The following is a 12553-nucleotide window of genomic DNA, read 5'->3' as shown; positions in this document are numbered from 1 at the left end:
GGGGACCCCTAGCCCCCCATCTCCCCATTGCCCCTAATCCCCACGACCGACAGGGAGTGGGGGCCGGTGAGTTCCCCATCTCCCCACCTCCCCATCTCCCCATCTCCCCATCTCCCACCTAACGCGTAATACGATTGAGTAGCCAAATTGACCCTACAAGTCCGGCAAAGTGAGCAGAGACTGTATTAGTGTTCGCTTGCACTACAAGCATATCTAGACCACTAATGATGCGGTTGGGGTCAAACAATTGTGTAGTAATTGCTTGGGGAGATATAGACCTTGCTACTAAAGTACCAACGATCGCTTGCGCTCCTAACAGAGTCAACAACATTCCAATTAAATTCACTAATAGTCCGAACCGTAAGACTTGGACTGTTTCTAATTTGCTAGGGTGATTGCTAGGATTAGAAGATAATAGTTGTCTGCCAATCCGGGTATAACGGAAAGCTAAATATACACCCACACCCAAGGTAACTAGTCCACAAACTGCCAGAAATACACCAAATCCATTGCCTGGGTTATTACTAGGGCTACCAGGTCTTTGGCTGAAAATACCGAATAACAGCACAATAATTGTAGAAACTACGCCTAGTACTAGTTGAATCCAAAAGCTAATCCAACCAACGAGGCGAAAGGTTTTAGCAATTTCCTGACGGCGAGAAGAAGATGATTGGGAGTCTACTGACATACTGATCACCTATGTGCTGGGGGGTTTGATAGATTAACTATGACACTTAAACAATGGTTTTGTAGAAACGTGCTATTTCATGTCTCTACATCTAAAGTGGTAGAAATTCAGTAGACTATGCTGGCTTGAATGTGTCAAGAGGTGCAGGAACTAAATATATAGATGTTGGTTTATGCTTTATATTTTAAAGATTTGCACTGGTGCGATCGCTGTAAAAAAAGTGTTTATTAAGTTTTACAGAAAAATTTGCAATTTACCTTTAAAATTGCTAAGGCAACAATTTATGCTTAAACAGTCCTCACACGCTCGGCATCACTTAACACAAAGACAATGGTTAAACTGTTGTCTGTTTGCTCCTCACCACACTGCCTAGAGCTTGGGGCAGGAGTGCATTTTTTTGCACCTCCAAAGTGGCGCATTGATAAGGCGCTATCACTGGAATTTATTTCCGGTACATGAAGTGCCATTCCCACAATTACAAACTTGGGTGAATGATTTTATTGTGTGCGCCTTGCCAATCCAGCCTAAGTAGCGTTATATACTTACCCAGATAGGGAGTAGCACTATATACTCACAAAAGGGATTGTAGGCTCAACCCTTGGGCATTGTTTTAGCCATTCTTCACTAACCATGAAACTTGAGGATATATATCAATTCTTTGAGAATCCTCCGCCAACTTACCTTTGTCAAGAACTAGCAGTTTGTTATATCTTGTACGTTTTATTACAAGGGGAGTCTTACGGAACCGAGTTAATCCAACGCTTAGAAACTGAATACCCCACCTATCGTCTTTCAGATACCGTACTTTACAGTGCGATTAAGTTTCTCGAAGACTACAAAGCCATTACAGGGTATTGGAAAAAACTCGAAGGACGCGGACGTCCCCGGCGGATGTACCAAGTTTCTTCAGAGTGGATTCCACAAGCGCAGGATTTAGCACGTCTTTGGCAACAGTATATAAATGGGAGGACAAATTAACGAATAATTGATAATGAATAAGTCCCCTCCAATCAAGCAGTAAAAACACTATATGGATACCGCTATTCTGCCATCCACGTTGTTGCTCACTTTTGTGTTATCGGTCGGATTATTTTTCTTTGTTCGTGCCTCTACTAAAGACCGTACAGAAGTTACACAACTGGTATCTGAGCAAGACGAAGCTACTTTAATGTCTCAATTAAGGGAGTATTTCCGAGCTAGGTCTTACCGAGTGGCAGCGGTAGACCCACAACAAAACCAAGTTATGTTTGAAGGCAATGTTCGCCCCAGTTGGTTTTTAGCAGTATTTTTGACAGTGCTAACTGCTACTGGTATTCTTTGCCTATCATTAGTTTTGTCACAACTTTTTCCTAGCTTGAGTGGTTTTTTTATCGGGATGGTATTGCTATCCCCTCTTAGTGGGATTTTCTATTGGAAAAAAGCTGGAAAGCTTGAGAAGGTGTCGCTGAAGGTGGAACAAACCCAGAGCGAATCACCATCCTCAAGTCGAATTACTGTAACCGCCCATCGAGATGAACTGATTGAGTTAAAAAGGGTATTAAAGCTAAAGTCTGGCGAATAGCCACCAAGTTATGATCACCAATAATTCCTTGATGGTACAAGCCACTGATTGATCTGTGGAATCAATCAGTCTTGAAAAGCTTTGAGCCACGAGTAAGGCGCCAGGAGCTTACGCTAACGTCCCAAGCCCCAGCGCCCTAAGGGGAACCCCTACTCTAGGAGAAATCGCGCTTGCGTGTATGCAGTCGCTCATTGGGAAACCCCCTTTGGAGTGCGCTGCTTGCCGCAAAGGCGTCTACAAACTTTTCACAAAATCCAAAATCTAAAATTGTTTGGTCATCTCCAAATCACGAAATGCAGATTTATCAGCAGCATTTGTTGGAAATGGAAAGAAAAAAGATAGCTAATCCCAATCATAGACTATTCTCCACAAGGATTTTAATCCTTGTGGAGAGTAAGTTATATTTTGTTTGACAAAGCGGCTTGGAATTTTACAAAGATTAATTAGTGGTTTGCCTTCCACTAGAGAAATAGCCCCTAAGCATGTCATTCACACGATGCGAACTCTTTGCTTGGGGAGGAGTCGCTATATTCCCGCTTTTTGTACATCTTTAGTTATCCAAACCTCATCCTACAAACACAATAGTTTGGCAGGATTTGATTAATCTTATCCAGACCGCTAAATTTGACTGGCAAATTAGCTAAAAACTAAAAAAAATTAAATTTTTATATATCTTGAGCATTTTGCCAGTTAATAATTGTCAAAAGCCACAATCACTGTTTACAAATCGCCTTAGATGTTTCAGCGACTAGCCAATGCCATCGGTTCTTGGACTGTAGAAGGTTCTAAAGTCCTCAGACTGGGGAACAGGAAATGATTCTCTTCTACATACTGAGCGCCAAATAGCCCCTTTTCAGCCCAAAAGTATCGATCTGTTGTATGTTCGTTGCGCTTTACGAGTAGCAAAGCGGGTGGCAAGATCCCTTCAGCTTGAATAAATTTTCTGGCTGCTGTCACAGGTTTATCTTCGCCGCTTTCAATGCTATATTGGGGCACATGCTCTAAGATACGACGTCCTTCTTGCCGACGACGGCTCTTCCGCTTTCGTCTCCTTGCCAACCTTTTTTCCTCCTCTTCAAAGCTACAGATTGTAGTTATAGCTACAAAATCCGTCGTAATTATAAAAGTTCTAGTTCAAAAGATCAACAGTTTTTAAACTTTTGATACAAGAAACATAATTTCTCTTAACGTAGATAAATAAATTTGGTAAGTACTATGAACAGTGTTAGTGGTTGGTGGTTGTTTGTTGTAGAGACGTGCCATGGCACGTCTCTACAGTGGTTAGTGGTTGGTGGTTAGTGGTTGGTTGTTAGTGGGTAGAGACGCGATTAATCGCCTCTGTACATTAGTAGTTAGGGGTTGGTAGTTGGTTATTTCTAAAGCCCAATACTTAATACCTTCTGCCTTCTGCGGGGCCCCCACAAATTCGCGATTCGGAGAGCGAATTTGTGGGGAACCCCTTCTGCCCTCTGCCTTCTGCCCTCTGCCTTCTGCCTTCTGCCCTCTGCCCTCTGCCTTCGGATTAATGCATTAGTTGCAAAATATAGTTAAGCTTTGTTACATATAGAACTCACACTTTTTCTCTGTTTTGTCCTAATTCTGAGCAAGATTTGAAAAATGCTAATGTCTGCCAGTTCGGAATTTATTGCTCTGTGTCGAGAGCAAATGGCGTTACTAGTCCAAGGGCTGGGAGCGTCTTTGAGTGTTGTATATTTAACACAAGAATTGGTAGAGGCTCCAACAAATGAAGCGAAATTGATTCCATTGGTGGTTTATCCAGAAGCAGCAGTTGGAGGTCAAAGTACAAATGCTCTGGCATTACCAACACTGAATCAAAAGTTATTGACAGCAGCAAAAGATTTTCCTGTCCCATCAAAAAATTCTCAGACAGAAGATGGAACTTCAGAAAATTTACCAGAAGAATCTCTTTTAAGCGGCGACAAAATCGTTTTACCTCTGGTCTATGAAGATGTCATGATGGGGCTACTGGTGACAGCCAGAGAAGATAGGGCATGGAATGAACAGGAGCGAAGTCGTATAGAAAGTATAGCCCGAACACTGGCAATAGCCTGTATTTTAGACCAGCGACGCACATGGTTAGAGGTACAGTTGCATCAACAACAAATTGTGCAAGAAAAACAGCAGGATTTGCTAGATAATCTGTTGCATCAATTTCGTAATCCTCTGACAGCATTGCGAACCTTTGGCAAGCTGCTTCTGAAGCGATTGCGACCGGGAGACCTGAATAGAGAAGTAGCAGAAAGTATTGTGCGGGAAAGCGATCGCCTGCAAGAATTATTGAAGAAATTTGATGAAGTGATTGATTTGGGGGTAGAAAATTTAGCGCCTTTGAGACTACCAGAACAAGAAGAAATATTTGTAGAAGCAACTGTAGAAAAAGAACACAAACCGCCATTATTGCTACCAGGAACAGGCGAGAAAGAAGCAGATTGCTATCTTGCTGATATATTGCAACCCTTGTTAATTTCAGCGCAAGCAATAGCCCAAGAACGTAACCTGCAACTGACTGTAAATATTCCGTCTAAATTACCGTTAGTACGCGCTAACTGTAAGGCATTAACAGAAGTGTTTAGCAACATCATCGATAATGCTTTGAAGTATACTCCTGCGGGTGGCAAGATATTGATAGAAGCCGGACAACAAAAAGATAATCTCCAAGGAGTTGCGATTACAGACACAGGCCCCGGCATTCCGCCCCAAGATTTAGAACATCTGGGTGAACGGCATTACCGGGGTGTACAAGCTCAAACTGAAATTCCTGGTACAGGTTTAGGGATAGCTATTGCTAAACAACTAATAGAGCAAATGCAGGGAGAAATTGAAGTCAAAAGTCCTGCTTTAAACTCAACTATTACCTCGCCTCAAACACCAGGAACTACTTTTATTGTGTGGTTGCCAATTGCTAATGGTTAATGGTTAGTGGATAGTGGATAGTGGTTAGTGGTTAGTGGTACACAATCAACAACTAACTTTTAACAACTAACAACCACCAACCACCAACCAACAACTAACAACTAACAACTAACAACTATCTATCTGAGTGAAACTTGGAAGTTTTGACCGATGGTCATTTGCAGGTCAGTATCTGGGTCAATAGCGATCAGATCAACACTATTTCTACCGAAGAATAGACCAATTAAAGCACCGATACCAGCACCGCCCAACACTTCTTCTGTGGCAATGGCGCGATCGCCTGTAACCGCAGATACGGCAGCTGCTGCACCTGCACCTAAAACAGTATTCTTCAAAATTGCACCAGTACTAATACCTTTTTTGACAGTTTCGGTTTTGGTAATTACTTCAGAAGCAGCGTTGATTTGATACTCCTGACCATTGGTTAAAATTAATCTTTCTGCCACGAATTGAGAACCGCCTTTAGCTGGTTTAAGTTGACCAACAACTTGACTGTTGGCAGGAATGACTACTGTTCCTGCATCTGTAACGACATTTTGCGAAACAGTCAGTGTTAAAGGTGCTGTTTCATCCTTGGTGACGAGAATTTTTTCTGCTTTATCGTACTTCACAGGAATAACAGTTCCTTGGGGAATGGTCACAGCTACAGGTGGATTTTGTGGATTCTGTTGATTAACAGCGACAATGTAGGGGGAATTAATCGCTGCAACTTGACCAGTACTAACCAAAGCTTGATAGATAAAAGCTGCAACTTGGGCGCGTGTGGCAGTATCTTGTGGTTCTAGGAATCTTAGACTTGGATAGTTGACGACAATTTGCTTTTGAGTCGCAGCAGCTATGGGTGTACGGGCGTAACTAGAGATGCTATTGGCATCACTGTAAAATTGCAGGGTACTGTCTACATTACCGCTAGCAGTATAGTCAAGACCGTTGGCGAGCGAAACTAAAACTTGCTCACGGGGAATATTTTGACCAGGCTCGAACCGATTTCCAGGATATCCTGACAAAAAGCCAGTAGTATATGCTTGTTGAATAGCACTGTATGCCCAGTAGTTTCTGGAAACATCAACAAAATTCACAGCCTGCCGTTCTGATGATTTTTGAAAAGCTTTGTTGAGCATGGCAGCAAATTGAGCGCGGGTCACTGGTTCTTCTGGACGGAAGCTACCATCAGGAAAGCCAGCGATGACACCCCTTTGTGCTAATTCTTGAATAAATTGTCCTGCCCAATAGTTAGAAGAAACATCAGAAAAACTAGTTTGGGCGAAGGAAGGTGCAGCTGTCACTAAAGGCGCGATCGCACCTGCTGTAATACCTAAAACCATGAAAGCAGCACATCCCGATTGCCAACGGAATTGAGTAAACATTTATTTTTCCTCTCTAAATTTTTGTTTTTTCTATTACTTAATAAGATTATTTTCTCTAATAAACTGTTCCTAAAATACTCTATTTGGTAATAGAAAGCAGATAGTTTTTCAGCCAACAAGCTATTATTTGGCTAGGAATTATTCAGCCAAATTATCATTTTTCCCTTTAGTTTTTATTGACGCAAACTTACCAAAAGAGTTTCGCTAAAATCCAAAAATTTTCCGTATATATTTAAAAAGTAGTATTTAAAAGCTCCTAACTGGTTTCAGTGTTAGCCAGTGTATAGGTTTTGCATCTCCAGACCACTAGAGTGAGGTTGTATATTGACTTGATAACCTTTCTTCAGCCTTCAGCTAATTATGGACAAAGAGCTTCTGCCACCTATAAAGTCATTTATATTGTCATTAAGGATACTTGTATGCTGAAATCAGGTTACAACTACAGACATAGGTGCATACAGCTGGGCATTCTGAGGAAGATTTTATTTTTCCTAATCTAAAATCTACAACTGGTCATACTGTGCGTATAATCTAATACCATTTCACGTTAATCACAATACATTTCAATCCTGTAGAGACGTGCCATGGCACGTCTCTACAACACAAATATGTTTTACGTTTAAATTATATTGATTATACCAATATAATTTAATGCTGCTTATTCATAAATAAGAGAGGGGTTTCCACAAAGGAAACCCCTCAAAGTAGGGTCATCAGTTTTTAGAATGATGAAAGTCACAATTTAATTTCTGTTCATCTTAGAAGCGGGATACTACCAAATTAGAGTTGAGAGTGACATCCAAATCTTGTTGTGGGTTGATGACAACAACTTCTACTTCTCTTCTGCGTAGTAAAGTGCTTGCTAAAGCACCAACAGCACCACCGGCTACAGGTTCTAGGACTTCAACTTTTTTGTTACCTGTAAGCAGAGAAATAACAGTAGCAGCACCTGCACCGAGAGCTGCATCTGTTAATACCGTGCTAGTTTTGGCTCCTTTCTTGATCGTTTCCTTTCTGGTAACTACTCGAGAATTTGCATCAATAGGCTGTCTTCTACCATCGCTAAAAACTAATTCTTCTGCTACAAACTGAGAACCTTTTACACCATTTATGGTTCTTGGTTGTAATTGTCCTTCAATTTTAGTTCCCGCAGGAATTAGAACATTTCGATTTCCGTCTACTACGTTCTGTGCAACTTCTAAGGTTACAGATGTGGTTTCGTCAGGAGTAACAACAATTCTATCTTTATCGAAAGTAACAGGAATTGTAACTCCAGGAGGAATTGAAACTGTCCTTGATTGACTGATTGGTTGATTTGGTCTAGTAAAAATTGCTGGTTGTTGTGCAGTTGCAACAGGAGCAAACAAAGGCACTATGGCGCTGGTTGACATTACCATTGCCATGAATGCTGTTGTTCCAGATTTCCAATTAAGCAAGCGATTCATAAATAGTCCTTCTTTAGCCTTAGTAGATTAAATGACGTGATATTACTGAATATTGTTTCTGAGTTATGTTCAACCTGTCTATAGGTCTATACCAATGGTAGAAGTTTTATGCTGAAAGTTACGTTATCTAGTTTTATTCCACATCATTATTATCTAGTTTAGCTACTTTCAATAGTAGTGTTCAATAGCTTATGATATCTATGATGCAAAACTACATCAATTTGTTCCTGAAATTTTTCTATTAGTTTTATATGCTTATAATTGACTATAAATAAACTTCATAAATTAAGCATCTCAACAGCAAAGTAATATTTAGACTGATGAAAAACTTTGGTTGTGTTAACTATTAAAAAAATGCTACTGTAAAGCCCAGATCCCCGAATTCTCAAAAATTCGGGGATCTTGTTTCTCACGAATGATTTAGAAATGCTATAGCTGCTTTCAAATATTCTGAGAGTGTATTGATATCTAATATAACTGTTGGATCATCAAAATCTACTTTACAAATCAATGAGTAAAACTCTTGAATAAGTTGACGTAAACCTAAAGTTGCTTCGCTGATATTTTCTAAATTTACTCGCATCTCTTTTGCAAATAGCAATGGATGACCAATTTTACTTTTATATATGGGTGCAGTAATTAAGGCTGAATGATATTTGTGTGCTTGCAAAAGTTGCTGATAAATTTGTAATTTTCTGGGTTGATCAACAGCAGAAACTGCTATTATCTCAACATCAGTTGGAATCTTTTGTAATCCTGCAAGAATTGAAGTTGTTTTCCCAGCACTTGCATCAGGATTAATTACCACCAAACTCCCAGGAGGACAATCACTTTGTCTGTGGTGATTATGTGAACCTAACACTACCACAGGTGTAAAACCAGCTAGTAACCACTGTTCTAGCTGGTAGGTTAATAATGTCTTACCTTCACACCAAGGTAGTGTGGTTTTACAAGTACCCATGCGGGTGGAAGTACCCGCAGCAAGGATAATTGCAAATTGTTGGTTATGAACGTCTGCGTTGACGACCAGGGCCAATTATTTCTCCATTAAGAGTAATGATATTACCTCACAGGGGTAGTAATGGAACCATCTGGAAAGGTGGTGAAGCCAATAAACATCTCCGTAATAAGGATTTAGGTTTTTCAGTGATATCTATAAATTGAGCAGAAAAAGAACTTGTTTGTGAGCCACTATGATATTTCATATAGGATGAATGCTCTGACATACAAGAGCGATCGCCTGGTTGCAACTAAATAAAAATGATAATCAAACAAGCAATTATTAGGCAAGCAATGTTCGCCTAATACCTCCTATCCCATACATGATTATTATTAATAAAGCAACTCGGATATCAGACACTGAAGCATGTTTTGAACTAAAAAGTTTATTTTATGGTGCAAGTCACAAATTCTGATTAGTAACAATTTTGATAAAAAACTAATTAATGATAACATAATTGTCATGAAAATTTGACTTTTGTGAAGTGGCTGCTGTGGCAGTTTTTGGCATTAACTGTTTGAGCGTGGTTTCTGAATTTTTAGCATCCAGAACTGTAGGACGGAGAGTAAATTAGGAGATTTAAAATTCATGCCAAACCGCAAAAAGCATATTGAGCATCTACCTCATGCTGAAGCAGCTGATCGCACAATTCGCCTAAAGCAGCATAAACGCCTGTTTGCCTTACTTGCGATTGCGGCCGGTTTAATTTTTCTTCAGGGATATATGATCGCTCCCCTGATTCCACGTTTAGCTGAAGTGTTTAACGTTCCAGTTCAGGAAATCGGATTTATCGTTCCAGCCTACATGTTGTCCTACGCGCTGATGGCATTGTTCTACGGTGTGCTGTCAGATCGATTCGGACGGTGGTCTATAATTCGCATCTCGCTCTTCATTTTTGTGATCTGCACAGCGTTAACTGCAACGGCTCAGACGGCTTCGCAAATGGCGGCTTGGCGACTACTGACAGGAATTGGAGCAAGTGGAGTTATTCCACTCACCTTTGCACTGATTGGTGATTTATTTCCGTTTGAGCAACGAGGTAGCAAGCTAGGACTAGTGTTTGCAGCTATGGAAGGGGGAATGGCGGCGGGTTCTGCGGGTGGCGCAATTCTTGAACCATTTTTGGGTTGGCGATTGCTGTTTATTGGTACGGCTGCTCTTGCTGCTTTGGTACTTTGGCGGCTTCATCTTTACGGCGCTCTATTCGATACACCCAAGGTAGAAAAATTACCTTCCATTCGCCAGATATTTAGGGGATACAGCCAGATATTAACTACTTTTCGAGGACAACGAACCTATGCGTATGTTTTGTGGAATGGCATCTACCATTCTGGTGTGTATACCTGGCTAGGGTTGTACTTGTCACAACGTTACAACATGGATGCCTTGAGCATTGGTTTGACTATTCTCGGCTATGGCATTCCTGGATTACTGTTGAGTTCCCTAATTGGTCAAGCCGTTGATCGTTGGGGACGCCGTTGGCTAATTCCGTCAGGACTAGTTATGGCAGCCCTAGCTGGTATTGCTATGATTTTCGATATTCCCGCATATGTCACGACGATAGCGGTTCTCGTCTTGTCTTTGGGGTACGACCTTACACAACCTTTGTTTGTGGGTATTGTGACTGACTTGGGGGATGGCAATAATTTAGGTCAAACTATGGGACTCAAAGTGTTTACCCTGTTCAGTGGATTTGGTATCGGCAGTTTCATCTTTGGAGAACTACTGCACTTTGGGTTTGGGATATCTCTTGCTATTTTTGGCGGCATTCAGTTAATTTCTGGTTTGATAGCAATTCCACTATTTTGGCAGGAAGTCCCATCTCGATTGCGCTCATAATAGCTTTAATACTGACGCACACTTAAACGGAGGTGGTGGAATAGTTCATAATTCCATAAATTCTTTACTATTGACAATTGACGATTGACCATTGACTATTGACAGTGACAATCCACTTCCACCACGCCGCACTTTGATTAATTCTGCACAGATACTTACAGCTATTTCCTCTGGTGTGAAAGCACCGATATCTAAACCAATAGGCGCATATATCTGCTCTAACAATTTTTCAGAATAGCCCTCAGAACGTAAAATTTTGTACACAGTATGAATTCGTTTTTTACTGCCAATCATACCGATATATTTAGGTTGGTAATTTAATATCAATCTTAAAGCTGTTAAATCTTGTACATAACCCCTAGTGACTAAAGCAACATATAAATCAGAGACATTATTTAAAATTTCTTGAATAGCAATAATTGGTTCAGCGATTACAATTGCAGCTTCTGGAAATCGCTGTTTTGTAGCAAACTCTGGACGATCATCTTGGACAATTACCTGAAAACCTGCGATTTTTGCAATTTGGGACAAAGGAATAGCTATATGTCCTGCACCACTAATTAATAGCTGTGGTGGTGGTGACAAAAGTTCTATGAAAGCTTGATTTTGTAGTGTTAGTGGTGAATTCAGGGTTTGTGTTGTTGTCAGATAAGGTTTTTCATCTGGAGCAAAGGGTGTAATTAAGACTACTGTTTGCTCTAATGTTAATTTTTTTAAAATTTCCTTGACTAATTCAATAGCTTTATATCCTGACCAGAGTTCTAACCACACCAACATTGTGCCACCGCAAACACCCTGGGTTTGTGAATGTGATGAACCAGATAAATCAATTTCTACAAACTGCTTTTCGCCTGTCTGTAATACTTGCAATGCTTGCTGATAAACTTTGGCTTCACCAGCACCTCCGCCGATTGTGCCAAAACTTTTACCATCGCTACTGATGAGCATCTTAGCGCCAATTTCTCTGGGAACAGAACCCTTTGTTTTGACGACAGTAGCTAAGACGACGGAAGTTTTTTCTAAGGTTTCAGCAAGCACTTGATAAAAGTGGATATGTTTACCCCTTAACACAGTTATCAGTTATAAAATCACCCGATTGGGTGATTCCCTTGGATGAAGGCGATCGCTGTCTAAATTTAGACAATATAGATAGATGAGTGGGAAATTTGAGAGCGAATTTCCCCACTGTAGCGCAAAACTTTCATTGATGCGTGAGTTTATCCGGAAGCCAGTTATTAGAGTTTGTAGTTAAATGTGTACCTAAAGAAGAGATATACACCAAAAGCGATATCTCAAATCCAAAAAAAATTTGCAATAATTTTGCATAAAACTCAAGAACCCAACTGTATATATATAGGAATAAGGTTCAAAAAGCCAACTCAACCAATATACAAATTCTAAATTCTCAGGAAAACAATTATGACTAGCTTTACTCAAATCCAAACAAGACACGACTTACTATCTCCTGTCCGTGAATGGTTAGAATCTATTAATGTTCATAACGCTAAATTAGCTCATTTTCTATGTAAACTAATTCCTGCTCAATGTCCTTTTGAACGTGATGTTGTAGTATTTGGTCGGAAGCTTTTCCACATTCCACCAATGTGTAAACTCAATCCTCTTTATGAAGAAGTTGTTGGTTTACGTTTCAAAGCTCTTTGCTATCTTGCAGATGAATGTGGTGAAGATATTACAGCCTATTGCTAATTATTCATGGTT

11 protein-coding genes are annotated in these 12553 nt (G+C 40.3%); 5 read left to right on the top strand and 6 right to left on the bottom strand.

Going from position 1 to position 12553, the window contains the following annotated elements; translation table 11 throughout:
* Positions 1 to 118: 118 nt before the first annotated feature.
* Entirely contained in the window at positions 119 to 688 is a 570-nt protein-coding gene (locus UYI_RS0126080) for a DUF3611 family protein (RefSeq protein ID WP_016869627.1), read from the bottom strand.
* A gap of 630 nt (positions 689 to 1318) precedes the next feature.
* Between UYI_RS0126080 and UYI_RS0126075 the strand changes: the two genes are divergently transcribed.
* Positions 1319 to 1666 carry a PadR family transcriptional regulator gene (locus tag UYI_RS0126075; RefSeq protein WP_009459843.1) on the top strand — a complete coding sequence of 116 codons (348 nt, stop codon included), beginning with the start codon at positions 1319 to 1321 and terminating at the stop codon, positions 1664 to 1666.
* 52 nt (positions 1667 to 1718) lie between these two features.
* A complete protein-coding gene (locus UYI_RS0126070) occupies positions 1719 to 2249 on the top strand; it encodes a cofactor assembly of complex C subunit B (RefSeq protein ID WP_016869626.1) in 531 nt (176 codons plus the stop codon).
* 741 nt (positions 2250 to 2990) lie between these two features.
* Here the strand turns inward: UYI_RS0126070 and UYI_RS0126060 are convergent.
* A complete protein-coding gene (locus UYI_RS0126060) occupies positions 2991 to 3308 on the bottom strand; it encodes a DUF3155 domain-containing protein (protein ID WP_026086178.1) in 318 nt (105 codons plus the stop codon).
* 558 nt (positions 3309 to 3866) lie between these two features.
* On the opposite strand from UYI_RS0126060, the gene UYI_RS0126055 reads away from it, so the two are divergent.
* Positions 3867 to 5183 carry a GAF domain-containing sensor histidine kinase gene (locus UYI_RS0126055; protein WP_026086177.1) on the top strand — a complete coding sequence of 439 codons (1317 nt, stop codon included), beginning with the start codon at positions 3867 to 3869 and terminating at the stop codon, positions 5181 to 5183.
* Positions 5184 to 5302: 119 nt separating this feature from the next.
* On the opposite strand, the gene UYI_RS0126050 is transcribed toward UYI_RS0126055, so the two are convergent.
* From UYI_RS0126050 to UYI_RS0126040, 3 genes are all read right to left on the bottom strand, one after another.
* Positions 5303 to 6550, bottom strand: coding sequence for an S-layer homology domain-containing protein (locus UYI_RS0126050; protein WP_016869622.1), 1248 nt, complete (start codon positions 6548 to 6550; stop codon positions 5303 to 5305).
* Positions 6551 to 7308: 758 nt separating this feature from the next.
* Entirely contained in the window at positions 7309 to 7995 is a 687-nt protein-coding gene (locus UYI_RS0126045; protein ID WP_016869621.1) for a hypothetical protein, read from the bottom strand.
* Between the two features lie 409 nt (positions 7996 to 8404).
* The gene (locus tag UYI_RS0126040; RefSeq protein WP_016869620.1) at positions 8405 to 9031 is read right to left on the bottom strand and encodes a nucleotidyltransferase family protein; all 627 of its coding nucleotides are present in this window, start codon (positions 9029 to 9031) and stop codon (positions 8405 to 8407) included.
* A gap of 552 nt (positions 9032 to 9583) precedes the next feature.
* Between UYI_RS0126040 and UYI_RS0126035 the strand changes: the two genes are divergently transcribed.
* Positions 9584 to 10834, top strand: coding sequence for an MFS transporter (locus tag UYI_RS0126035; RefSeq protein WP_016869619.1), 1251 nt, complete (start codon positions 9584 to 9586; stop codon positions 10832 to 10834).
* A gap of 45 nt (positions 10835 to 10879) precedes the next feature.
* Here UYI_RS0126035 and UYI_RS33445 read toward each other — a convergent pair whose 3' ends face one another.
* Positions 10880 to 11872: an XdhC family protein gene (locus UYI_RS33445; RefSeq protein WP_235148020.1), complete on the bottom strand. Its 993-nt coding sequence runs from the start codon at positions 11870 to 11872 to the stop codon at positions 10880 to 10882.
* A gap of 381 nt (positions 11873 to 12253) precedes the next feature.
* Here UYI_RS33445 and UYI_RS0126025 point away from each other — a divergent pair, with 381 nt between their 5' ends.
* Complete coding sequence (locus tag UYI_RS0126025) at positions 12254 to 12541, top strand: Mo-dependent nitrogenase C-terminal domain-containing protein (RefSeq protein WP_016869617.1); 288 nt, start codon at positions 12254 to 12256, stop codon at positions 12539 to 12541.
* Positions 12542 to 12553 lie beyond the last annotated feature (12 nt).

Source organism: Fischerella muscicola PCC 7414 (genome assembly GCF_000317205.1).
In the GTDB taxonomy this organism is placed as follows: Bacteria; Cyanobacteriota; Cyanobacteriia; order Cyanobacteriales; family Nostocaceae; genus Fischerella; species Fischerella muscicola.
Note: the sequence above shows the minus strand (reverse complement) of the source record. Positions and strands in the feature narration are given on the sequence as shown.

Bases quoted from the DNA above. Each gene is read 5' to 3' on its own strand.
- UYI_RS0126050 (WP_016869622.1), bottom strand. From the start codon at position 6,550: ATGTTTACTCAATTCCGTTGGCAATCGGGATGTGCTGCTTTCATGGTT.
- UYI_RS0126055 (WP_026086177.1), top strand. From the start codon at position 3,867: ATGCTAATGTCTGCCAGTTCGGAATTTATTGCTCTGTGTCGAGAGCAA.
- UYI_RS0126080 (WP_016869627.1), bottom strand. From the start codon at position 688: ATGTCAGTAGACTCCCAATCATCTTCTTCTCGCCGTCAGGAAATTGCT.
- UYI_RS0126070 (WP_016869626.1), top strand. From the start codon at position 1,719: ATGGATACCGCTATTCTGCCATCCACGTTGTTGCTCACTTTTGTGTTA.
- UYI_RS0126045 (WP_016869621.1), bottom strand. From the start codon at position 7,995: ATGAATCGCTTGCTTAATTGGAAATCTGGAACAACAGCATTCATGGCA.
- UYI_RS0126075 (WP_009459843.1), top strand. From the start codon at position 1,319: ATGAAACTTGAGGATATATATCAATTCTTTGAGAATCCTCCGCCAACT.
- UYI_RS0126035 (WP_016869619.1), top strand. From the start codon at position 9,584: ATGCCAAACCGCAAAAAGCATATTGAGCATCTACCTCATGCTGAAGCA.
- UYI_RS0126025 (WP_016869617.1), top strand. From the start codon at position 12,254: ATGACTAGCTTTACTCAAATCCAAACAAGACACGACTTACTATCTCCT.